22 protein-coding genes are annotated in these 21,848 nt (G+C 68.4%); 9 read left to right on the forward strand and 13 right to left on the reverse strand.

Features of this window, described 5'->3' with window-relative positions; genetic code table 11:
• Nucleotides 1-5 precede the first annotated feature (5 nt).
• From A5650_RS11370 to pafA, 6 genes are all read right to left on the reverse strand, one after another.
• Complete coding sequence (locus A5650_RS11370; protein ID WP_502687064.1) at nt 6-2,768, reverse strand: DEAD/DEAH box helicase; 2,763 nt, start codon at nt 2,766-2,768, stop codon at nt 6-8.
• Nucleotides 2,758-3,708 (reverse strand): twin-arginine translocase subunit TatC, encoded by a 951-nt coding sequence (gene tatC, locus A5650_RS11375; protein WP_067085290.1) that lies wholly within the window; start codon nt 3,706-3,708, stop codon nt 2,758-2,760. The genes A5650_RS11370 and tatC overlap by 11 nt, the downstream gene beginning before the upstream one ends.
• 51 nt (nt 3,709-3,759) lie before the next feature.
• Nucleotides 3,760-4,020: a Sec-independent protein translocase subunit TatA gene (gene tatA / locus A5650_RS11380; protein WP_067290756.1), complete on the reverse strand. Its 261-nt coding sequence runs from the start codon at nt 4,018-4,020 to the stop codon at nt 3,760-3,762.
• Nucleotides 4,021-4,055: 35 nt separating this feature from the next.
• Nucleotides 4,056-5,015, reverse strand: coding sequence for a helix-turn-helix transcriptional regulator (locus A5650_RS11385; RefSeq protein WP_067290758.1), 960 nt, complete (start codon nt 5,013-5,015; stop codon nt 4,056-4,058).
• A 31-nt stretch (nt 5,016-5,046) separates the two neighbouring features.
• Complete coding sequence (locus A5650_RS11390; RefSeq protein WP_067290761.1) at nt 5,047-6,042, reverse strand: helix-turn-helix transcriptional regulator; 996 nt, start codon at nt 6,040-6,042, stop codon at nt 5,047-5,049.
• A gap of 64 nt (nt 6,043-6,106) precedes the next feature.
• Complete coding sequence (gene pafA / locus A5650_RS11395) at nt 6,107-7,465, reverse strand: Pup--protein ligase (protein WP_156744095.1); 1,359 nt, start codon at nt 7,463-7,465, stop codon at nt 6,107-6,109.
• Between the two features lie 164 nt (nt 7,466-7,629).
• Here pafA and A5650_RS11400 point away from each other — a divergent pair, with 164 nt between their 5' ends.
• From A5650_RS11400 to A5650_RS11410, 3 genes are read left to right on the forward strand one after another with little or no spacing between them, the layout of a single operon-like run.
• Nucleotides 7,630-7,905, forward strand: a complete 276-nt coding sequence (locus tag A5650_RS11400) for a DUF7162 family protein (protein ID WP_067290770.1) — start codon at nt 7,630-7,632, stop codon at nt 7,903-7,905.
• Entirely contained in the window at nt 7,902-9,473 is a 1,572-nt protein-coding gene (locus tag A5650_RS11405; protein WP_067290773.1) for an alpha/beta hydrolase, read from the forward strand. Before A5650_RS11400 ends, A5650_RS11405 begins: the two co-directional genes overlap by 4 nt.
• Nucleotides 9,474-9,493: 20 nt before the next feature.
• On the forward strand, nt 9,494-10,381 hold the full coding sequence (locus A5650_RS11410; RefSeq protein ID WP_067290776.1) for an alpha/beta fold hydrolase: 888 nt from the start codon (nt 9,494-9,496) through the stop codon (nt 10,379-10,381).
• On the opposite strand, the gene prcA is transcribed toward A5650_RS11410, so the two are convergent.
• The 4 genes from prcA to dop form a co-directional block, all read right to left on the reverse strand.
• Nucleotides 10,382-11,125 (reverse strand): proteasome subunit alpha, encoded by a 744-nt coding sequence (gene prcA, locus A5650_RS11415; RefSeq protein ID WP_067290778.1) that lies wholly within the window; start codon nt 11,123-11,125, stop codon nt 10,382-10,384.
• Complete coding sequence (gene prcB, locus A5650_RS11420; protein ID WP_067290781.1) at nt 11,122-12,027, reverse strand: proteasome subunit beta; 906 nt, start codon at nt 12,025-12,027, stop codon at nt 11,122-11,124. The genes prcA and prcB overlap by 4 nt, the downstream gene beginning before the upstream one ends.
• A complete protein-coding gene (locus A5650_RS11425; protein ID WP_003887572.1) occupies nt 12,024-12,218 on the reverse strand; it encodes a ubiquitin-like protein Pup in 195 nt (64 codons plus the stop codon). Before A5650_RS11425 ends, prcB begins: the two co-directional genes overlap by 4 nt.
• 93 nt (nt 12,219-12,311) lie before the next feature.
• On the reverse strand, nt 12,312-13,820 hold the full coding sequence (gene dop / locus A5650_RS11430; RefSeq protein WP_067290785.1) for a pup deamidase/depupylase: 1,509 nt from the start codon (nt 13,818-13,820) through the stop codon (nt 12,312-12,314).
• Nucleotides 13,821-13,914: 94 nt separating this feature from the next.
• Here dop and A5650_RS11435 point away from each other — a divergent pair, with 94 nt between their 5' ends.
• Nucleotides 13,915-15,072 (forward strand): hypothetical protein, encoded by a 1,158-nt coding sequence (locus A5650_RS11435; RefSeq protein ID WP_067290788.1) that lies wholly within the window; start codon nt 13,915-13,917, stop codon nt 15,070-15,072.
• Nucleotides 15,073-15,076: 4 nt separating this feature from the next.
• On the opposite strand, the gene A5650_RS11440 is transcribed toward A5650_RS11435, so the two are convergent.
• Nucleotides 15,077-15,703, reverse strand: coding sequence for a hypothetical protein (locus tag A5650_RS11440; RefSeq protein WP_067290792.1), 627 nt, complete (start codon nt 15,701-15,703; stop codon nt 15,077-15,079).
• A 13-nt stretch (nt 15,704-15,716) separates the two neighbouring features.
• Nucleotides 15,717-17,555 carry a proteasome ATPase gene (gene arc, locus A5650_RS11445; RefSeq protein WP_067290795.1) on the reverse strand — a complete coding sequence of 613 codons (1,839 nt, stop codon included), beginning with the start codon at nt 17,553-17,555 and terminating at the stop codon, nt 15,717-15,719.
• 145 nt (nt 17,556-17,700) lie between these two features.
• On the opposite strand from arc, the gene A5650_RS11450 reads away from it, so the two are divergent.
• From A5650_RS11450 to A5650_RS11460, 3 genes are read left to right on the forward strand one after another with little or no spacing between them, the layout of a single operon-like run.
• On the forward strand, nt 17,701-18,192 hold the full coding sequence (locus tag A5650_RS11450) for an MTB12 family secreted protein (protein ID WP_067290798.1): 492 nt from the start codon (nt 17,701-17,703) through the stop codon (nt 18,190-18,192).
• A 7-nt stretch (nt 18,193-18,199) separates the two neighbouring features.
• The gene (gene lppK, locus A5650_RS11455; protein WP_197501845.1) at nt 18,200-18,745 is read left to right on the forward strand and encodes a lipoprotein LppK; all 546 of its coding nucleotides are present in this window, start codon (nt 18,200-18,202) and stop codon (nt 18,743-18,745) included.
• A gap of 7 nt (nt 18,746-18,752) precedes the next feature.
• Nucleotides 18,753-19,049: a DUF503 domain-containing protein gene (locus tag A5650_RS11460; RefSeq protein WP_067290802.1), complete on the forward strand. Its 297-nt coding sequence runs from the start codon at nt 18,753-18,755 to the stop codon at nt 19,047-19,049.
• A 44-nt stretch (nt 19,050-19,093) separates the two neighbouring features.
• Here the strand turns inward: A5650_RS11460 and A5650_RS11465 are convergent, their stop codons facing one another.
• Nucleotides 19,094-19,927 carry a tRNA (adenine-N1)-methyltransferase gene (locus tag A5650_RS11465; RefSeq protein WP_067290805.1) on the reverse strand — a complete coding sequence of 278 codons (834 nt, stop codon included), beginning with the start codon at nt 19,925-19,927 and terminating at the stop codon, nt 19,094-19,096.
• A gap of 74 nt (nt 19,928-20,001) precedes the next feature.
• Here A5650_RS11465 and A5650_RS11470 point away from each other — a divergent pair, with 74 nt between their 5' ends.
• Both A5650_RS11470 and A5650_RS11475 read left to right on the forward strand, forming a co-directional pair.
• Complete coding sequence (locus tag A5650_RS11470; protein WP_067290808.1) at nt 20,002-20,889, forward strand: RecB family exonuclease; 888 nt, start codon at nt 20,002-20,004, stop codon at nt 20,887-20,889.
• A 67-nt stretch (nt 20,890-20,956) separates the two neighbouring features.
• Nucleotides 20,957-21,754 (forward strand): thioesterase family protein, encoded by a 798-nt coding sequence (locus A5650_RS11475; RefSeq protein ID WP_067290811.1) that lies wholly within the window; start codon nt 20,957-20,959, stop codon nt 21,752-21,754.
• Nucleotides 21,755-21,848 lie beyond the last annotated feature (94 nt).

Consider the following 21,848-nt stretch of genomic DNA (forward strand, 5'->3'; position numbering starts at 1 on the left):
ACACATTACCCCGCATCAACAGCGACGACGCCGCGTCGAACGTCGTTCATCGCGCGTTTCGCGGTGGCCCGCAACGCCGCGCTGGGTGCGGCGTTGCGCACCTGGTCGAGCAGGTCGAGCACCTGTCGGCACCACCGGACGAAATCACCCGCCGACAGCGGCGATCCGCTGCCCGTGGCATCCGATGCGGCCAGGGCGCTGGTCAGGTCGCCGGTGGTGGCCCAGCGGAAAATCGCCGCGACGAATCCGTCGTCGGGTTCGCGGCTGCCCGTGATCCGGTGGCGTTGTTCATCGGCGCGCAGCTCGCTCCACAGCCGCCGCGTCTGGTTGAGCGCGCGGCGCAGCTTGCCGGTCGGGATGTCGAAGCCGTCGCGCCCGCCCGGCGTGTCGCCGCGTGCCTCGTAGAGCACCGCCGACACCACGCCCGACAGTTCGGCCGCGTCGAGCCCCTCCCAGATGCCGGTACGCAGGGCCTCCGCCACCAGCAGGTCGCTCTCGCTGTAGATCCGGGCCAGCAGGCGCCCGTCGTCGGTCACCTTCGGATCGTCGGCGGCCCCGGTGATGAATCCCCGTTCGGTCAGCAGCGCCACGATCCGGTCGAACGTGCGCGCCAGCGAGTTCGTCGCGGCCGCCACCTTCTGCCGGATCTGCTCGTTGTCTTTCTCGATGCGCAGGTACCGCTCGGCCAGCCGTGCCTTCTCCTCGCGGTCGGGCCGGTGGTGCACCGGGTGGGCGCGCAATTGCTCCCTCAGAACGGCGAGTTCGGGGTCGATGTCGCGTTCGGGGTTCGCGGGGCCGCTGCGTTTGCCCTTCTTCGGAGGGACATCGAGGCGTTCGGCCGCGGAGTTCAGCGCCGACGCCAGGTCGCGCCGGGCGCGCGGGTTGCGGTGCTCGACGCGCTTGGGCAGCGGCATGGACCCCAGCGGGGCCGACGTGCCCGAGTAGTCGGCCGACGAGATCCGCCCGGCCCAGCGGTGTTCGGTCAGCACCAGCGGGCGGGGATCCTCGTCGTCGCGGGCCGGTTCGAGCACGACGGCCAATCCCCCGCGTCTGCCATGGGTGATCGTGATGATGTCGCCGCGGCGCAGTGATGCCAACGCTTCGTTGGCGGCCCTGCGGCGCTGCAACCGCGACGCCCGCGACTGGGCGCGTTCGCGTTCGGAGATCTGCATCCGAAGCCGGACGTAGTCGAGGATCGCGTCATCGCCCAGTTCGGCGCTGATCTCTTCGAGCATCCGCTCGCCGCGCTCGATGCCGCGGCGCAGCCCGACCACCGACCGGTCGGCCTGATACTGCGCGAACGACGCCTCCAGCAGTTTGTGCGCCTGGGCCGGGCCCATCTGCCGGACGAGGTTGATCGTCATGTTGTACGACGGCGCAAAGGAACTGCGCAGCGGGAACGTCCGGGTGGACGCCAGCCCCGCCACCTCGGCGGGTTCGACGTCGGGGGTCCACAGCACCACCGCATGGCCCTCGACGTCGATGCCGCGACGGCCGGCGCGCCCGGTCAGCTGAGTGTACTCGCCGGGCGTCAACGGAACGTGTTGCTCGCCGTTGAACTTCACCAACCGCTCCAGAACCACCGTGCGGGCGGGCATGTTGATGCCCAAAGCCAATGTCTCCGTAGCGAATACAGCCTTCACCAAACCCGCGGAGAACAGCTCCTCCACGGTGTGACGGAACACCGGCAGCATGCCTGCGTGGTGGGCGGCCAGGCCGCGCAGCAGCCCCTCACGCCATTCGTGGTAGTCCAGGACGATCAGGTCGGACTCGGGCAGATCGCCGCAGCGACGGTCAACGACCTCGGCGATGCGGGCCCGTTCCTCGTTGGTGGTCAGCCGCAGCGACGACCGCAGGCACTGCTTGACCGCCGCGTCGCAGCCCGCACGCGAGAAGATGAATGTGATTGCGGGCAGCAGCTCTTCGCGGTCCAGCGTGGCGATCACGTCCGGCCGCGACGGCGGGCGGTACATGGCCGGCCGGCCCCTGTTACGGCCCCGGCCCCGCGGCTGCCAGTCGGTGAGCCGGTCGGCTTCGCGCCGATGTGCGATGTGGCGCAACAACTCCGGGTCGACCACCAGCTCCCGGTTCTGCCTCTTGGGAGCGCGGTCGGCGCGGGTGGCGCGGTAGTCGAACAGGTCGAACAGCCGCTTGCCGACCAGCACGTGCTGCCACAGCGGAACCGGTCGGTGCTCGTCGACGATGACCGCGGTGTCCCCGCGCACGGTCTGGATCCAGCCGCCGAACTCCTCGGCGTTGCTCACCGTCGCCGACAGGCTGACCAGCCGCACCTCGTCGGGCAGGTGCAGGATGACCTCTTCCCACACCGCGCCGCGCATCCGGTCGGCCAGGAAGTGCACTTCGTCCATGACGACATACGAAAGCCCGTGCAGTGAGGACGAATTCGCGTAGAGCATGTTGCGGAGCACCTCGGTGGTCATCACGACCACATCGGCGTCGCCGTTGATCGACTGGTCCCCCGTCAGCAAGCCGATTTTCTCCGGGCCGTACCGGCGCACCAGATCGGTGTGCTTCTGGTTGCTCAACGCCTTGATCGGCGTGGTGTAGAAGCATTTACCACCCGCCGCCAGCGCGAGATGCACCGCGAACTCCCCCACGACGGTCTTGCCGGCGCCGGTCGGCGCGCACACCAGCACCCCATGCCCATTCTCGAGTGCCTCGCAGGAGCGGCGTTGGAAGTCGTCGAGCGTGAACGACAACTGCTCGGTGAAACGGGCCAGTTCGCAGCCCGATTCACTAGGTGGCATCGTCATCGATCACATGCCGCGCGGACGTCGGCACGGTGCTGGAGGCGTCGACGGGTTCGACCGGTCCGATAGGCGCCGCCGCGTCGTCGGGAATGTCCTCGAGCGCGGCGCGTTTGGCCTTGCGCCGGTCGTGCAGCCGCGCGAGTTGGATTGCGAACTCCAGGAGCACAGTCAGGGCGGCCGCGAGCGCCAGCATCGAGAACGGGTCCGAGCCGGGGGTGAACAGCGCAGCGAACACGAACATCGCGAAGATCAGGCCGCGGCGCCACGCCTTGAGCCGCTCGTAGGTCAGCACGCCGACCGCGTTGAGCATCACGATCACCAGCGGGAACTCGAAGCTGAAGCCGAACACGAGCAGCAGGTTGATCAGGAAGCCGAAGTACTGGTCGCCGGACAGCGCGGTGATCTGCACGTCGCTGCCGACAGTGAGCAGGAAGCCCAGCGCGGTGGCCAGCACCAGGTAGGCCAGCACCGCGCCCGCGACGAACAGTCCCGCGCCGACGGTGACGAACGCGATCGCGAACCGGCGCTCCTTCTTGTACAGCCCCGGGGTGATGAACGCCCAGATCTGGTAGAGCCACACCGGACAGGCCAGCACGATGCCCGCCGTCAGCGCGACCTTCAACCGCAGCATGAACTGGTCGAACGGGGCGGTGGCGAGCAGTCGGCACTCGTCGCCGGGCGCGATGGTCGCCCGCGACGACGGGGGTAGGGCGCAGTACGGGCCGCGGAGCCAGTCGCCGAGGCTGGGCAGCCCGAAGACACCGTGGGTGTACCAGAGGAAGCCCAAAATGGTGGTCAGGACGACCGCGGCCGCCGAGATCAGGAGTCGGGTGCGTAGTTCGTGCAGGTGCTCGACCAGCGACATCGTGCCATCGGGGTTGACCCGCGAGCGGCGCCGACGAGGATCGAGTTTTCGGAAGAGTCCTGGGGTCTGCACGGCATGCCTACTGACGCGGCAGCGGAGCCGCGGTTAGTCGATTCTCGACGGTCAGGCCGGACGTTTGTCCGAGGGCTGCTCGGTCGTTGGAGCCGTTGCGTTGTCCGAGGCGTGGTCGACCCGCTCGGAGGCGATCGGAGTCGCCGACGGCGTTTCCGCCTTGGAATCGGACTGCATCTCTTTGATCTCCGATTTGAAGATCCGCATCGACTTGCCGAGCGAGCGCGCCGCGTCCGGGAGCTTCTTGGCACCGAAGAGCAGCACGAATACAGCGATAACGATCACCCAGTGCCAGGGTTGTAGACCGCCCATTTAGGTCACCTCCAGACGTCCGGGCCAGTCTACCGTCACTCGGTCTTTTCGCCGTAGGCGCGCAACGCGGCGAGCGCCGACTCGCGAACCCGATCGGCGAGGTCGGCGGGTTCGAGCACTCGCACGGCGGAGCCGAACCCGAGCACGAACCGGGCCATCCAGTCGTCGGAGGCGTAGGTCATCGCGGCTTCCCAACCCCCGTCCGGCAACTCGCGGCTCACCCGCAGCGGGTAGTAGTCGAACATCCACGCCGCCGAACGGTCGATCAGCAGCGTCGCCGACGGCAGCGCCGGGTCCGCGTCGAACAGCGAGGTGTCCGGTTCGGCCTGCACAGCCGGTGGCGGCGGCGACGCGGCCTCGTCGAGCACCTGCGCGTCGACAATGCGGTCGAACCGGAACAGCCGCACTCCCTCGGCGGTTCGGCACCACGCCTCCAAGTAGCTGTGGTCACCGACCAGCACGACGCGGATCGGGTCGACGATGCGGCTGGTCAACATGTCGTGCGAAGCCGAGTAGTACTCGATCGACAACGCCCGCCCGTCGCGGACGGCCGCTCGCACCGCCGCGGCCGCCTCACTCTCGATCGGGGCCGGTTCTTCGACCGCCGCGCCGTCGCTGCCGACGGTGCCCGCGGCGTTCTCGATCTTGGCGATCGCACTACGCGCCGCTTCGGGATCCACCATGCCCGGCACGTCGGCCAGCGCGCGCAGTGCCACCAGTACGCCGGTCGCCTCCGGCGACGTCAGGCGCAGCGGGTGGTCGATGCCCGCGGTGAACGTGACTTCGATTGTGTCGCCGGAGAATTCGAAGTCGATCAAATCGCCGGGCCCGTAGCCGGGCAGCCCGCACATCCACAGTTGGTTGAGGTCCTCGCGCAGCTGCTTGACGCTGACGCCGAGATCCGAGGCCGCTTCGGCGTAGGTGATCTTCGGGTTGGCCTGGAAGTACGGCACCATGTTGAGCAACCGGACCAGCCGGGTCGACACGGCCGTCATGCGCGATCCGCCTTCGCTACTCGCTTGCAAGTCACCTCTGCTCCGCCTTCGCCTGCGCCCGCAGCCTGGCCAGTACGTCCTCCCGCAGCGACTCCGGTTCGAGCGCGACGGCATCCGGGCCGTAGCTCGCGACCTCGCGGGCCAGCCGGTCGAACATCCCGACGTCGATGGTGATCACCTCGCCCGCGCGGCCGTTGAGCGTTTCCGGGGTCGTCGTCGCGGCCCGTCGCCGCAGCGCGGTGCCGCGCCCCTCGGCGATCCACACGCGGGCCTGACCACCGGAGGGCCACTCGCTCACGGCGCGTTCGACGATCTCGCGCAGGTCGACGTCGCGCGGCCGCTTGACCGCGCCCGGCGGCCCGACCGTCACCACCTCGGCGCCGATGCGGGAGAGCCGGAACGTGCGGGTGGCATCGCGGTCGCGGTCGTGCCCCACCAGGTACCAGCGACCGCGGTGGGTGATGACGCCCCAGGGCTCCACTGTGCGGGTGGTGTATGGGTCACTGCGCGACGGCCGGTGCGGGAACTGCACCGCCTGTCCGGAGTCGATGGCGGACAACAGGATTCCCAGCACCTCTTCCGAACCGCGCAGGCCGGGCAGCGCCGCGGTCGACGTGATCGCCGGAGCGGCCTCCACCGCGTCGATGTCGATGCCCGCCGCGCGCAGCTTCAGCAGTGCGCCCTGGGTGGCGGTGATGAGCTCCGGCGACTCCCACAGCTGGGTGGCGACCGCGACAGCGGCGGCCTCGTCAGGGGTCAGCTCGACCGCGGGCAGCGCATAGGCGTCGCGGTTGATCCGGTAGCCCTCGGTCGGATCGAACTGCGAAACCCGCCCGGTCTCCAGCGGTATGCCCAGGTCGCGCAGCTCGTTCTTGTCGCGCTCGAACATGCGAGAGAAGGCCTCGTCGCTGGCGCTGTCCGAGTAGCCGGAAACCGTCTGCCGGATCCGCTCGGCGGTGATGAAATTCCGTGTCGACAGCAGCGCGATCACGAGGTTCATCAACCGCTCGACTTTGGAGATCGCCACTCGACCCAGCTTAGGGCGTCCCGCCGGTCGGCCGAGCGCTCAGCCTGCGCGCCGCGCCGGGGAGTTACATCGAGGCGATCAGCCGCTTCACCCGCTCGTCGACCGATCGGAACGGGTCCTTGCACAGCACCGTGCGCTGCGCCTGATCGTTGAGCTTGAGGTGCACCCAGTCGACGGTGAAGTCCCGGCCGGCCTCCTGCGCGGCGCTGATGAACTCCCCGCGCAGCTTGGCCCGGGTGGTCTGCGGCGGGGTGTTGACGGCCGCCTCGATGTCCTCGTCGGTGGTGATCCGCGTGGCCAGGCCTTTGCGTTGCAGCAGATCGAACACGCCGCGGCCGCGCTTGATGTCGTGATACGCCAGGTCGAGCTGGCTGATCTTCGGATCGGACAGCTCCATGTTGTAGCGGTCCTGATAGCGCTGGAACAGCTTGCGCTTGATGACCCAGTCGATCTCGGTGTCGACCTTCGCGAAGTCCTGGCTCTCCACGGCGTCGAGCTGGCGACCCCACAGGTCGACGACCTGCTGGATCTGCGTGTTGGGCTCGCGGCTCTGCAGGTATTCGACGGCGCGGGAGTAGTACTCGCGCTGGATGTCGAGCGCGCTGGCCTGCCTGCCGCCGGCGAGGCGGACCGGCCGGCGGCCGGTCAGATCGTGGCTGACCTCGCGGATCGCGCGGATCGGGTTGTCCAACGAGAAGTCGCGGAACGCGACCCCGGCCTCGATCATCTCGAGCACCAGCGATGCGGTGCCGACCTTGAGCATCGTCGTGGCCTCGCACATGTTCGAGTCGCCGACGATGACGTGCAGCCTGCGGTACTTCTCCGCGTCGGCGTGCGGCTCGTCGCGGGTGTTGATGATGGGGCGCGAGCGGGTGGTCGCCGAGGAGACGCCCTCCCAGATGTGCTCGGCACGCTGGCTCAGGCAGAATGTCGCGGCCTTCGGGGTCTGCAGCACCTTGCCCGCACCGCAAATCAGCTGGCGTGTGACGAGGAACGGCAGCAGCACGTCGGAGATCCGCGAGAACTCACCGGCCCGCACGATCAGGTAGTTCTCGTGGCAGCCGTAGGAGTTGCCCGCCGAGTCGGTGTTGTTCTTGAACAGGTAGATGTCCCCGCCGATGCCCTCGTCGGCCAGCCGCTGTTCGGCGTCGATCAGCAGGTCCTCGAGCACCCGCTCACCCGCGCGGTCATGCGTGACCAACTGCGTCAGGCTGTCGCACTCGGCGGTGGCGTACTCGGGGTGACTGCCCACGTCGAGGTAGAGCCGGGCGCCGTTTCGGAGGAAGACGTTCGAACTGCGGCCCCACGACACGACTCGCCGGAAGAGGTATCGAGCCACCTCGTCAGGGCTGAGCCGACGGTGGCCGTGGAACGTGCAGGTGACACCGAATTCGGTCTCGATGCCCATGATTCGTCGCTGCACCTCATCGAGACTACTTGTTGCTCGCCGGTCACGGAGTGCAAGCCGCGCCGAAGAAGGCGGCGGACCTTCGGTTGACATCCTCGCGGCGGTCCGTAAGGGCCGCGCCCGTCCCCGGCCTGTGGATAACTTCAGCAGCGCGCCCGCCGAGTCTGTCAGCATGAGCCATGGGGGAAATCGTTGAACTCGACGTGTCGCAACTGCGCACCGTCGCCGACCGGGTCATGACCGCCGCCGATCGGATCGCCGAGATGCGTTGGCCCGAATTGAATCCGGACGACCTTCGCGGCACGGCCGTCGCCGGCGTCGTCGAACCGGCGCCCGTCGCGCCCGGCCTCGCCGAGGTCGTCGCCACCATGCGCGGTTGGGCGCTCGCGGCCCGGATCTCCGCGGACGCGTTCGAACGCGCCGAACAACGCACCGGCGACCGCATCGGACGGTGACGCGGCCGACCATCGGCCAGGTCGAAGCGTGGCAGCCCGCCGCGCTGAACCGGCTGGCCGACGGGTGGGACGGCAACGCCCGGTTCCTGTCCGCGCACGCCGACACCCTGCCCGCCGATCTCAGCTTCTGGACCGGTACGGCCGCCGACGCCGCCGGTATGAAAGCGAAAAGCATTGTCGCGACGGCGGATACACTCGCGCGGGCCCTGGTCCTGGCGGCCGCTGCCGCCCGCGACGGTGCCGCCCAGCTCGACGCGGCCCGCGCCGGCGTGCTGGCACTGGTGGACACCGCACGCTCGGAGGGCTTCACCGTCGACGACACCGGGTCGGTCGCGGTGCACGCCCCACCGTCGTCACTGCTGGTCACGCTGTCCGGCGGTGCGCCGTCCGTCGCCGCCGAGATGCTGACCGTGCGCGCCGACGAGTTGACCGACCGACTCAATGTGGCGCTGGATCGGCTGGACGCCGCGGACGCCGACGCCGCCGCCGACATCGCCGAGGCACTCGTGATCACGCCGCCGGCCAGTGCGCAGAACGCCGACGCCGACGTCGTCGCCGCGTGGCCGACGACGAGCCAAGACGGGATCGCTGCCCAGATCGCGGCGATGACGCCCGAGCAGCGGCAGCGGTTGGTCCACGAGTTCCCCGAGCAGGTCGGCAACACCGACGGCGTGCCGTGGGAGATGCGGGTCCAGGCCAACCGCACCAACGTCGCGCAGGCCGCGCTGCGCGAACCCGACCCCGAACGCCTCGCGGTGTACCGAGAGCTGCTGGGTGAGATCGACGACCCCGCAGGCAAACACGGCCGCCTCGACCGCCAGCTCCTCGGCTTCGATCCCGGAAGGGGGTCTCTGATCGAACTGCACGGCGACGTCGCGTCGGCGTCCAGCGTCGCCGTGCTGGTTCCCGGGCTGAACACGACCATCACCGGATCGGCCGCCAACGCCACGACCGCCCGCCGGTTCGTCTCGGCGACCCGCGGTGACGTCGCCGCCATCACCTACCTCGGCGGACCGTTCCCGCGCGGCGACAACATCGTGCGCGGTCTCGCGAGCGCGGCCGACCCGCGATACGCGCTGAACATGGCGCCGCGGTTGGTCGCGTTCAGCGAGGACGTCGACCGCACGGTGGACTCGACCCGCCGACGCATCCCGATAACCGTGATCGGCCACTCCTACGGCGGGTCCATCGTGGGCACCGCGGAGGCGCTGGGCATGACGTCGGACCGCACGCTGTACGTGGCGGCCGCCGGCGCGGGGGTCGGTGTCCACGACCCCGGCGACTGGCACAACCGTAACCCGCACGTCCTGCGCTTCTCGATGACGCCGCCGGGCGACTTCATCACCGCGGTGCAGGGCATTCCGGGCGGCCCCCACGGCGCCGACCCGGACGAGATGCGCGGCGTGGTCAGGTTGCCCGCTGGCCGCTACGACGACGGGAGGCCGATGGCCGGACCGGGCGCCCATTCCGACGTGCTCAACGCCCCGTCAGACGCGTGGCGGACGATCCTCGGGGTGATCACCGGCGATATCGGCAGGGATCGCGCAACCTCACGACAACCGGGTTGAGATCTGGCCAGAATAAGCCGGTGTGGTCCCGCAGCTCCCCCGTCGACGGGTTCCGGCTCGCCTATGACCGGTTCGGCACCAAGGGCGCGCCACCCGTCGTTCTGCTGCACGGCTGGCCCGGCAACCGGCAGGACTATCGCCGCGTGGTGCCGCTGCTGGGGGACGCCGCCGATGTCATCGTGCCGGATCTGCGCGGGTTCGGCGGTTCGGACAAGCACGCCGTCGCGATCCGGCACTTCTACAGCGCCACCGCGCAGGCCGGCAGCGTCATCGGCCTGATCAAAGAGCTGGAACTGACCGAGGTCGTGCTCGCCGGATACGACGTCGGCAGCCGCGTCGCGCAGAGCGTGGCCCGCATGCAGCCGGACCTGGTGCGGTCGCTGGTGCTGTCCCCGCCGCTACCCGGCGCCGGCGACCGCGTCCTGACGGCGAAGGCACAGAGCGAGTTCTGGTATCAGGCGTTTCACCAACTGCCGCTGGCCGGGCAGCTGCTCGACGGAAATCCCGATCTGGTCCGCGACTACCTGAGGCACTTCTGGACGCATTGGTCCGCACCGAATTTCGCCGTCTCCGACGACGATATGGAGCGGCTGGTGTCCGACTACGCGCTGCCCGGCGCGTTCACCGCGTCGATCGCGTGGTACCGCGCGGGCGCCGGGATGATCGCGCAGTCACTGACCGAACTGCCGCCCGAGCGGGCCATCAAGATCCACGTGCCCACCGATGTGGTGTGGCCGCACCACGATCCGCTGTTCCCCGCCGAGTGGTCGGACCGGCTCGGGCACTACTTCAGCGATGTGCACCTGCACTTCGCTTACGACGCCGGGCATTTCACCCCGCTGGAGTGCCCCGAGCAGTTCGCCGAGCTCATCCTCATCCGGGCCCGACCGACGCCTGCCGCGGGCTGACTACTCTCCGGCGGTGTCGGAGCTCTCGGCGGGCGTCTCCGACGCCGGCAGCAGCGCTTCGAGAGCGGCGCCGGTGATCCGCCGGAACGCCCGGCGCGGCCGGTTGGCGTCCAGGATCGCCACCTCGAGCGTCGACGGCCCCAGCACGCGCTGTTCTGAGCCGCCATTGCCCGCGGCCTGCAGCGCGTCGATGGCGATCTTCACCGCGTCCTGCAGGCTCGCGTTCTCGGTGTAGGAGTCGTTGAGCGCGGTCGTGATGGGTTCGGTCGTCCCACCCATGACCACGAAGTGCGGCTCGTCGGCGATCGACCCGTCGTAGGTGATGCGGTACATCTCCGGGGGTTTCGTCTCGCCGTAGTGGGCGACCTCCGCGACGCACAACTCGACCTCGTAGGGCTTGGCCTGCTCGGTGAAGATCGTGCCCAGCGTCTGAGCGTAGATGTTGGCCAGCTGACGGCCGGTCACGTCGCGGCGAGCGTAGGCGTAGCCCCTGGTGTCGGCGTACTGGATGCCGCCGCGTCTCAAATTGTCGAACTCGTTGAACCGTCCGACGGCGGCGAACCCGACCCTGTCGTAGAGCTCGCTCACCTTCTGCAGCGAGCGGGACGGGTTCTCGGCGACGAACAGCACGCCGTCGGCATACGCCAGCGCCACGACGCTGCGTCCCCTGGCGATACCTTTGCGCGCAAGCTCGGAGCGCTCACGCATCGCCTGTTCGGGCGAGATGAAATAGGGAAAGCTCACGAATCTCCCCGCGCGTCGGTCGAACGGTGGACGGCGTCCGGGCCGAACGTGTCAGCGCGCGAACGGTTTTCGATGACCTGACGGGCGAACTCGGCAATGCGCTGCTCGGAGACCTCCTCGGCACCGTTGGCATCGATGACCACCGCGGTCGGGTAGATACCCCGCACCAGGTCGGGACCGCCGGTCGCGGAATCGTCGTCGGCGGCGTCGTAGAGGGCCTCGATCGCCACCCGCAGTGCCGAATCCCCGTCGCTCACTTGCGAATACAGCTTCTTCATCGACGACTTCGCGAAGATCGAACCCGAGCCCACCGACTGGTAACCCTCTTCTTCGAAGTTCCAGCCGCCGGCCGCGTCGAAGGACACGATGCGTCCGGCCGCTTCCGGGTTCGGGTCGTCGACGTCGTAGCCGGCGAGAAGCGGCAGCGCGACGAAGCCCTGCAAAGCCGCGCCGAGGTTGCCGCGCACCATGGTCGCGAGCCGGTTCACCTTGCCCGGGAAGGTCAGCGCGACGCCCTCGAGCTTCTCGTAGTGCTCGAGTTCGACAGCGTAGAGCCGGGCGAATTCGACGGCGATGGCCGCCGTTCCCGCAATGCCGGTCGCCGTGTAGTCGTCGGTGATGTACACCTTCTGCACGTCGCGGCTGGCGATCATGTGGCCCTGGGTGGCGCGGCGGTCGCCGGCCATCACGACGCCGCCGGGGAACTTCAACGCGACGATCGTGGTGCCGTGCGGCGCGAAGTCGGAATGGGCGTCGCCCGACTGGGCGGCGCGGTGGGCGGGTAGGAGTTCGGGCGCCTGGCGGCGCAGCAGTTCAGAGAAGGACGAGAGGTCCACGGGGACCGACGGAGCGCCGGGTAGTGGTGACGGGAAGGCCAGCTGATCGCGTTGCGGCCAGGTCACTGTCCACCCTTCTGTACGTATGCGCGAACGAAGTCTTCGGCGTTCTCCTCGAGAACGTCGTCGATCTCGTCGAGCAGGTCGTCGGTCTCCTCGGCCAGCTTCTCGCGACGCTCCTGCCCGGCGGCCGTGCTGCCGGTGAGGTCGTCGTCCTCGCCGCCACCACCGCCACGCTTGGTCTGCTCCTGAGCCATCGCTGCCTCCTGCGTAAGTTGTCGGCGGGCTCACTGCTGCCCGCCGTGACTCCACATTACCGGTCGTCGCGCGGATTGCCTGCGATAGCGCGCTTAGTTCGTAAGCTGTTCTACCAGTTCGACGGCGCTGTCCACCGAGTCCAGCAGGGCTCCGACGTGCGCCTTACTGCCGCGCAGGGGTTCCAGGGTGGGGATCCGGACGAGCGAATCGCCGCCCAGATCGAAAATCACCGAGTCCCAGCTGGCGGCCGCGATATCGGCGCCGAAGCGGCGCAGGCACTCGCCGCGAAAGTATGCGCGCGTGTCGGTCGGGGGGTTGTCGACCGCGTCCAGCACCTGCTGTTCGGTCACCAGCCGCTTCATCGACCCGCGGGCCACCAGGCGGTTGTACAGGCCTTTGTCCAGGCGGACGTCGGAGTACTGCAGGTCGACCAGGTGCAGCCGCGGCGCCGACCAGCCCAGGTTCTCGCGGTGCCGGAAACCCTCGAGCAGCCGCAGCTTGGCAGGCCAGTCCAGGATCTCCGCGCACTCCATCGGATCGCGTTCCAGCAGGTCGAGCACTTCGGCCCAGGTCTTGACGATGTCCGCGGCGCGCGGGTCCGGGTCGCGGCTGTCGACGAGCTTGGCCACCCGGTCGAGGTACATCCGTTGCAGCGCAAGGCCGGTCACCTCACGGCCGTCGGCCAGCGCGACGGTGGCGCGCAGCGACGGGTCCCGGCTGATCACGTGGACCGCGTGCACGGGCCGGGCCAGGGCGAGATCACTGAGGTCGACCCCGACTTGTGGGCCCTCTTCGATCAGATCGAGGACCAGCGCCGTTGCGCCGAGCTTGAGGTACGTCGAAGTCTCCGACAGGTTCGCGTCGCCGATGATGACGTGCAGCCTGCGGTACTTGTCGGCGTCGGCGTGCGGCTCGTCGCGGGTGTTGATGATGCCGCGCTTGAGCGTCGTCTCCAGGCCGACCTCGACCTCGATGTAGTCGGAGCGCTGCGACAGCTGGAACCCGGGCTCGTCGCCGGACGGCCCGATGCCGACACGTCCGGAACCGGTGACGACCTGGCGCGACACCAGGAACGGGGTCAGCCCGGCGATCACTGCGGAGAACGGCGTCTGCCGGCTCATCAGGTAGTTCTCGTGCGAGCCGTAGGAGGCGCCCTTGCCGTCGACGTTGTTTTTGTAGAGCTGCAGCTTCACCGCCCCGGGGACGCTGGCGACGTGCCGAGCGGCGGCCTCCATGACCCGCTCACCGGCCTTGTCCCAGATCACGGCGTCCAGCGGGTCGGTGCACTCGGGCGCCGAGTACTCGGGATGGGCGTGGTCGACGTACAGCCGCGCGCCGTTGGTGAGGATCATGTTCGCCGCGCCGACCTCGTCGGCATCGACGACCGGCGGTGGCCCCGCCGAGCGGCTGAGATCGAATCCGCGGGCATCGCGCAGCGGCGATTCCACCTCATAGTCCCAGCGCGTGCGCTTGGCGCGCTGGATCCCGGCCGCCGCGGCATACGCAAGCACCGCCTGGGTGGAGGTCAAAATCGGATTCGCGGTCGGGTCGGACGGCGACGAGATGCCGTACTCGACCTCGGTTCCGATAATCCGTTGCATGTCGTCAAGCCTAGGTGACGGCGGAAAGTAGCCTGCGACCGTGCTGGCCGTTGCGGCGCGGTGAGCGGGTTTGGCGGCCCATTTCCCGCACAATATGCCCGTGTCGGACATGCGTCGGGTGCACGAGTGGTTCCTGCACCGCGGTCTGCCGCTGGTTCTCACCCGGCGGGTCCGCTCCGGCTCGCTGATCGAGCGCTCCGCCCCGATGGTGAGCGGCGTGGGCGCGGCAATCTCATTGACGATGCTGCTGGCCGACCTCACCGGCGACGACCGCGACATTGGTTACGTCATCCGGTTGGCGGTGTTGACGGCGCTGTTGGTGGCCGCGCCTTTCGCGTTGCACCTGCTGCACCGCATCGGCACCACGCTCGGCGAAGCCGGACGCCGGTCGGCGGCGCTGGTGGTGATGGCGGTGTTCGTGTTCGGACTTCCGTTCGCCGCCAGCGGTTTCTCCGGGATCGCGGTGGCCGAAGCGGTGGGGTTCGCGGTCGTCGCCCTGCTCGCGGTCTGGCTGACCTATCTTGGTATCGGGGCGATCGTCCTGTGGGCGCTGAGGTTCGCATGGGTGCAACTGGGGGCGCTCGGGACCCTGATGAGCCGCGCGCTGCCGTTGTTGATGCTGACGGTCGTCGTGTACTTCACCGGCGAGCTGTGGCAGCTGGCCGCGCGGATGCCGCGCCAACGACTTTGGCAGACAATCGGATTCCTCGCCCTCGTCGCGCTGCTGTTCGTGGTCACGACGATTCGCGACGAGGTCCGTTCGCTGCGCGAGGATCGCGCCGAACAGGACGATCCGGCCAAGCTGCTCGAGGGCACACCGCTGGCCGTCGAGCCCGGGACACGCCTGCAGCGCACACCGCTGTCGCGGGCCGAGCAGGTCAATGTCGTTGCGGTGATGGTCTTCTCGCAGACGATCCAGGTGATCTTCTTCACGACGGGCCTATTCGCGTTCTTCCTCGCGCTCGGCATCGTCGCGGTGCCCGACGACGTCGCGGTGCTGTGGTCGTCGGAAGAGACCTGTCCGGTCGGTCAACCGCCGTGCCCGGGAACGTGGTTCGGGGTCCACGTGCCGGTCCCGCAGACGATCGTGCATGTATCCCTGTTCGTGGCCGTGCTGTCCGGGCTCTACTTCACGGTGAGCACCAGCGTGGACCCGTTGTACCGGGAGCGCTTCTTCGACCCACTGATCGCCGACGTCGCAGTGAGCCTGGCCGGCCGCGACGCGTACCTGACGATGGAGCCCGCCCGCTGATCGCCTACGTCTGCAGCGAGTAGCTGTTGGCGAGGTCGTCCTGCGTCACGCAGGCATCCTCGGTGGCGGTGTCGACGACGAGCGGCGCAGTCGGCGTACGCGCTTGGTAGCTCCAGCCGTCGGGCAGTGACAACCTGGAAGCGAGGCCGGGAAGGTCGCCCAGCGACAGGGACGGGTCGACCGTCTGGCTGTAGGTCTGCATGACCCAGCGCCGACCGTCCGGATCGACCAACTCGTAGATCTCCCGCCCGGCGTCGAAGGTGAAGACGGCCTTCCGGTCCACGCGGTTCAGCTGATACGGGGCCGGGTTCATCGACGCGAGCTTGACGGTGGCTTGGCGCAGCATCTCGATGCCGCCGAAGCTCCTGCGCTCCAACGTCTCCCGGCCTCGCTTGCCGATGCTGCTCATCAGCCAGTAGCGCGGCCCGTTGAGCAGTGCGGCGACCGCACCGTTCTCTTCGGCGATGGCCTTCGCGTCGAGCGCGTTCCACAGCTCGGGCGGGCAGTCGTTGAGCGGAAACGTGTTGTACACCGTGGCTTCCGCGCCCGACGGCGTGGTCTTGACGAGCAACACCTCGCCGTACCGCTTGCCGAACACATCGCCCGTCGTCGACAGTTCGTCGTCTGACATGACGCGACAGGGCCTACAGGTACTGGCCCAGATTCGACTCGGTATCAATAGCCCTGCTGGCGCTCGACGACTTGCCGGTGACCAGCGTGCGGATGTAGACGATCCGCTCGCCCTTCTTGCCCGAGATCCGTGCCCAGTCATCGGGATTGGTGGTGTTGGGCAGGTCCTCGTTCTCGGCGAACTCGTCGACGATCGAGTCGAGTAGATGCTGAATCCGCAGACCCTTCTTACCCGTCTCGAGCACCGACTTGATCGCGTACTTCTTGGCCCGGTCGACGACGTTCTGAATCATCGCACCGGAGTTGAAGTCCTTGAAGTACATGACCTCTTTGTCGCCGTTGGCGTAGGTCACTTCGAGGAAGCGGTTGTCGTCGATCTCGGCGTACATCCGGTCGACGACCTTCTCGATCATCGCCTTGATCGTCAGCGACCGGTCGCCGCCGAACTCGGCCAGGTCGTCCTCGTTGACCGGCAGGTCCTCGGTGAGGTACTTGCTGAAGATGTCCTGCGCCGCTTCGGCATCCGGACGCTCGATCTTGATCTTCACGTCCAGGCGGCCCGGACGCAGGATTGCCGGATCGATCATGTCCTCGCGGTTGGAGGCGCCGATGACGATGACGTTCTCCAACCCCTCGACACCGTCGATCTCCGAAAGCAGCTGCGGCACAACCGTCGTCTCCACATCAGAGCTCACACCGGTGCCGCGGGTGCGGAAGATCGAGTCCATCTCGTCGAAGAACACGATCACCGGGGTGCCCTCGGAGGCCTTCTCCCGTGCGCGCTGGAAGATCAGCCGGATGTGACGCTCGGTCTCGCCGACGAACTTGTTCAGCAGCTCCGGACCCTTGATGTTGAGAAAGTAGCTCTTCGCCTCGCGGGCGTCGTCACCACGCACCTCGGCCATCTTCTTGGCCAGCGAGTTAGCGACCGCCTTGGCAATCAGCGTCTTACCGCAACCGGGCGGACCGTAGAGCAGCACGCCCTTCGGCGGGCGCAGCGAGTACTCCCGGTACAGCTCCTTGTGCAGGAACGGCAGTTCGACGGCGTCGCGGATCTGCTCGATCTGCCTGCCGAGGCCGCCGATGTCGTTGTAGCTGACATCGGGCACCTCTTCGAGCACGAGGTCCTCGACCTCGGCCTTGGGGATCCGCTCGAAGGCGTATCCGGCCTTCGTGTCGACCAGCAGCGAGTCACCCGGACGCAGCTTGCGGGGCCGGCTGTCGTCGATCGCGTCCTCGTAACCGTCGGGCAGGTCGCCGGCAGCGACCAGCGGCTCGGCCAGCCAGACGATTCGCTCCTCGTCGGCGTGACCGACCACGAGCGCACGGTGTCCGTCGGACAGGATCTCGCGCAGCGTGCTGATCTCGCCGACCGCTTCGAAGTTGCCGGCCTCGACGACCGTCAGTGCCTCGTTGAGGCGGACGGTCTGGCCCTGCTTCAGCGACTTGGTGTCGATGTTCGGCGAGCACGTCAGGCGCATCTTGCGCCCGGACGTGAACACGTCAACGGTGTCGTCGTCCTGCACGCCCAGCAGTACGCCGTAGCCGCTCGGCGGCTGCCCCAGGCGGTCAACCTCTTCGCGCAATGCGAGCAGCTGCTGACGGGCCTCCTTGAGGGTCTCCATCAGCTTGGCGTTGCGGGCGGCGAGTGAGTCGATGCGCGCCTCGAGCTGATGTACGTCTCGGGCACTGCGTAAACCACTCTGGGGGCCGACCGCGTTCTCCAACTGCTCTCGCAGGATCGCGGCCTCTCGGCGGAGCTCCTCGAGCTCTGCCGCGTCCTCACTGGACAAGCCGGATCCACGGGCGTCAAAACCCTCTGAGAAAGCGTCAGAACGCTCTGATTCACTCATGTTGCGCCCCTCCCCGCACCGAGAGTTGGTGCAGTAACAACTTCAACGCTACCGGCGATTCAGGCTTTGTGTGCGGTGTAGCAATTTGACACACCTGCACCACTGTTAACCTCTCTGATGTGTTGGGCCGATCGAAAGGAAAATCGTGACCCTGAAAGCCCTCGTTACCGGCGTCGCAGCGGTCGCTGTCGTCGGAGGTGCCGCGGCAGGTGTGACTTCCATTGCATCCTCGAACGTGGCCTCCGCACCGACCGTCGCCCCGGTCGTCTGGGACGTCCCGATGCCGCAGGCTCCGGCCCCTGACCTCGAAGGTCCGCTGCTGCAGACGCTGCAGGCGTTGGGTACGTCCGGCACGGCCGCGAGCAAGGCGCCCTACGTTCAGGGCGGTATCGGACGCATCGAGAGCCGCGTCGCCGACACCAAGCTTCGTGAGGCGGCTGCCGAAGGCAAGTTCCCGTTGAGCTTCGCGGTGGCCAACATCGACCAGACCGGCCCCGTCGTGTCGGCCGATGTCACCGCGACCGCCGCCAACGGCGCGTCGGCCAGCCAGAACATCCAGTTCGTGCCAGGACCGAGCCCGACCGGCTGGCAGATGGCCAAGCAGTCGCTCATGGCGCTGCTGTCCGCCGTCGGCTAGGAGCCCGGTGCGTCGCACCACACGTTTCGCAGTCCTGAGCGCCGTCGCGTTTGCGGCGGCGCTCGGGCTATGCGGATGTGGGGCCGACGAACACCCCTCTGCGAACGAGCCACCGCCACCGCCTCCGGCCATCACGTCGCCGACGGTGCAGCCGCCGGATCCGGCGACGACGCTGGCGCCCCTGCCGCCTCCTGAGGCGCTCACCGACGTTCTGGCGCGTATCGCCGACGCGAACATCCCCGGCCCCGAGAAGCTCGATCTGGTCGAGAACGCCACCCCCGCCGACGGCGAATCGATGGACAAGTTCGCCATCGCCCTGCGCGACGGCGGCTATTCCCCCGCCACATTCGAGGCCAGGGACCTCACATGGGCCGACGGCGCCAAGGGGGTCGTGCAGGCGATCGTCACCGTGAAGACCGCCAATCCGCAGGCGGGCGAGTTCACGTTCCCGATGCAGTTCCGCTTCGCCGACGACCACTGGCAACTGACCCGGTCGACGACCGACCAGCTGCTGCAGCTCGGTCCGGTCCCCACGCCGACGCCGACGCCGTGAGCCGCCGATGTGGATCGGTTGGCTGGAATTCGATCTGCTGCTCGGCGACGTGCGGTCGCTCAAGGAGAAGCGCTCCGCGATCCGGCCGGTGATCGCCGAATTGCATCGCCGCTTCTCGGTTTCGGCGGCCGAGACCGGCGCTCAGGAGTTGTACCGACGCGCCAACGTCGGCGTGGCGCTGGTGTCCGCCGACCGCGGACACGTGGTCGAGGTGCTCGACGCCGCCGAGCGTCTGGTCGCCGCGCGCCCGGAATTCGAGCTGCTGTCGGCACAGCGCGGACTGCGTCGCAGCACCGACGAGTAGCGGGCGGCTCAAGGGGTTGACCGCCCTCAGCCGGGCGCGCGGGATTACGTTCCGATCTGACGCTTGCGCCTGGCCGGCAGCGGCGCCACGGCGCCCGGTGCCAGCTTGCGCACGCTGACCAGAAACGCGGTGTGGCCGCGCATCGTGTGTTGCGGGCGGACGGCCAGACCGACGACGTGCCAGTTGCGCTGCATGCTCTCCCAGGCCCGCGGCTCAGTCCAGCACTGCTGCTCGCGCAGCGCCTCCACCACCCTCGACAGCTGGGTCACCGTCGCGACGTAGATCATCAGCACGCCCCCGGCGACGAGAGCGTCGGCGACGGTGCCCAAGACCTCCCAGGGCGCGAGCATGTCGAGGACGACACGGTCCACTTCCGGACCGGCATAGGTGGTGAGGTCCGCGATCACCAGCTCCCAGTTCGCCGGGGCCTCACCGAAAAACGTCGCGACGTTGCGCTCGGCATGGTGGGCGTGGTCGTCGCGAACCTCGTAGGAGATCACCCGCCCCTCGGGACCGACGGCCCGCAGCAGCGAACACGTCAGCGCGCCGGAGCCGGCACCGGCCTCCAACACCCGGGCGCCGGGGAAGATGTCGCCCTCGTGGACGATCTGCGCGGCGTCCTTGGGGTAGACCACTTGCGCGCCGCGCGGCATCGACATCACGTAGTCGACGAGCAGCGGCCGCAGCACGAGGAACTGGTCGCCGCTGGTCGATTTCACGACGCTGCCCTCGGGCAGCCCGATCACGGTGTCGAGCGCAATGACGCCGCGATGGGTATGGAACTCTCCGCCGGGCGTCAACACCATCGTGTAGTGACGACCCTTGGCGTCGGTGAGCTGCACCCGATCGCCGACGGCGAACGGACCGGTTCTTGGCACAGCACTTCAGCCTGCCAGTAGACGCGCCGCCGTGGGTGGCCGGGGTTGTCGGACACCGGTCTTAGGCTGACGTCATGACCGACCGGGGCGAGCAGAGGATGCGACGCCCCGCGCTGTCTCCGTCGCGAGCCGCGGACTTCAAGCAGTGCCCGCTGCTCTACCGGTTCCGCGCGATCGACCGGCTTCCCGAGCCGTCGTCGGTTGCCCAGGTTCGCGGTTCGGTCGTGCATGCCGCGCTCGAGCAGCTGTATGCGCTGCCGGCGGCAGAGCGCGGGCGCGAGACCGCGCTGACGCTCGTCGAGCCGGCGTGGGAGCGGATCGTGGCAGAGCAGCCCGGCATCGCGGACGAGTTCGCGCCCGAGGTGCGGGCCACGCTGCTGACGGAGGCGCGCGACCTGCTGGCCGGCTATTACCGGCTCGAGGACCCCACGCGCTTCGATCCGCAGGGCTGCGAACAGCGCGTCGAGGTCGAGCTGGAGGACGGGACGCTGCTGCGCGGCTTCGTCGACCGCATCGACGTCGCCCCCACCGGCGAGATGCGCGTGGTCGACTACAAGACCGGTAAGGCACCACCGGAGGCGCGGGCGCTGGCCGAGTTCAAGGCCATGTTCCAGATGAAGTTCTACGCGGTGGCATTGCTGCGGTCGCGTGGTGTGCTGCCGGCGCGGCTGCGGCTGCTGTACCTGGCCGACGGCCAGATCTTGGACTACACACCCGACCACGAGGAGCTGCTGCGCTTCGAGAAGACGCTGACGGCCATCTGGCGGGCCATCCAGAACGCTGGGGCCACAGGCGATTTCCGTCCACAGCCGTCGGCGATGTGCGATTGGTGTGCCCACCATGCGCACTGCCCGGTGTTCGGCGGTACGCCGCCGCCGTATCCGGGATGGCCCGAGGTGCCCGATGAGGGGTCGCCGACGGCCGAGGACATCGTGATGCGGGCGGCGGAGCCTGCGGCGTGATCGCCCGAAGGCGACCGCGAGCGAGGATCGCTGCGCAGCGAGGACTGGAGGGAGCGGGAGCCGAGGCATGATCGAATGCCTGTACCGGCGTGTTGGGGTCGACCGCAATTACCAGGTCTTCGACTCGACCGACGGCACTCGCAGTAACTGGGATCCCGAAATCCAGCACGGCTCACCGCCGTTGGCGTTGATGACGCGGCTGATCGAAGAGCTGGCCGGCGACTCGGTTTTGCGCGTCGGCCGGTTGACTTTGGACATCTTGGGCGCCATACCCGTCGCGCAAGTGCGGGTGCGGGCGTGGGTGGAACGGCCGGGAAAGCGAATCTCGATGATGGCCGCCGAGATGTCGGAGACGCGGCCCGACGGCGGACATCGGGTGGTCGCCCGCGTCACGGCTTGGCTGCTGGCGACCAGCGACACCGCCGACGCCGCGACAGATCGCTATCCGCCGCTCGTCGAAGGCGAGGCGGTGGAGGTTCCGCACGGCTGGGTGGGCGCCAAGGGCTACCTCGAGACGGTGAGCTGGCGGCGCCAGCCGGAGACGGGTGAGACCGGCAACGTGGTATGGATGAGTCCGCTTGTCCCGCTTGTCGATTCGGAGCCGACGACGGCGTTGCAGCGGCTGGCGATGGTGGTGGACAGCGCGAACGGCGCGGGCGCGGCGTTGGATCCCGAGTCTTTCGTGTTCATGAACACCGATACCGCCGTGCACCTGCATCGCCTGCCCACGGGCGACGACTTCGCGGTGCGCGCCCGCGGTTCGATCGGGCCGGACGGTATCGGGGTGACCACCGCGGAACTCTTCGACAGGCAGGGGTTCATCGGCACCTCGGCGCAGACCTTGCTGGTGCAACGCCGCCCTTGACCGCCGCCACCCTCGGTCGACGGTATGACGGGTTGCTTGCCGGCACCGGCGGATGCGAGCGATCAACCCGTCAGAGGGCACCATGGGTGCGATG

The organism is Mycobacterium sp. 1164985.4 (assembly GCF_001668575.1).
Classification (GTDB): domain Bacteria; phylum Actinomycetota; class Actinomycetes; order Mycobacteriales; family Mycobacteriaceae; genus Mycobacterium.

Bases quoted from the DNA above. Each gene is read 5' to 3' on its own strand.
- A5650_RS11440 (WP_067290792.1), bottom strand. From the start codon at position 15,703: ATGTCAGACGACGAACTGTCGACGACGGGCGATGTGTTCGGCAAGCGG.
- A5650_RS11385 (WP_067290758.1), bottom strand. From the start codon at position 5,015: ATGACGGCCGTGTCGACCCGGCTGGTCCGGTTGCTCAACATGGTGCCG.
- A5650_RS11425 (WP_003887572.1), bottom strand. From the start codon at position 12,218: ATGGCTCAGGAGCAGACCAAGCGTGGCGGTGGTGGCGGCGAGGACGAC.
- arc (WP_067290795.1), bottom strand. From the start codon at position 17,555: ATGAGTGAATCAGAGCGTTCTGACGCTTTCTCAGAGGGTTTTGACGCC.
- A5650_RS11400 (WP_067290770.1), top strand. From the start codon at position 7,630: ATGGGGGAAATCGTTGAACTCGACGTGTCGCAACTGCGCACCGTCGCC.
- A5650_RS11460 (WP_067290802.1), top strand. From the start codon at position 18,753: ATGTGGATCGGTTGGCTGGAATTCGATCTGCTGCTCGGCGACGTGCGG.
- tatA (WP_067290756.1), bottom strand. From the start codon at position 4,020: ATGGGCGGTCTACAACCCTGGCACTGGGTGATCGTTATCGCTGTATTC.
- dop (WP_067290785.1), bottom strand. From the start codon at position 13,820: ATGCAACGGATTATCGGAACCGAGGTCGAGTACGGCATCTCGTCGCCG.
- A5650_RS11470 (WP_067290808.1), top strand. From the start codon at position 20,002: ATGACCGACCGGGGCGAGCAGAGGATGCGACGCCCCGCGCTGTCTCCG.
- A5650_RS11435 (WP_067290788.1), top strand. From the start codon at position 13,915: ATGCCCGTGTCGGACATGCGTCGGGTGCACGAGTGGTTCCTGCACCGC.
- A5650_RS11475 (WP_067290811.1), top strand. From the start codon at position 20,957: ATGATCGAATGCCTGTACCGGCGTGTTGGGGTCGACCGCAATTACCAG.
- A5650_RS11370 (WP_502687064.1), bottom strand. From the start codon at position 2,768: ATGCCACCTAGTGAATCGGGCTGCGAACTGGCCCGTTTCACCGAGCAG.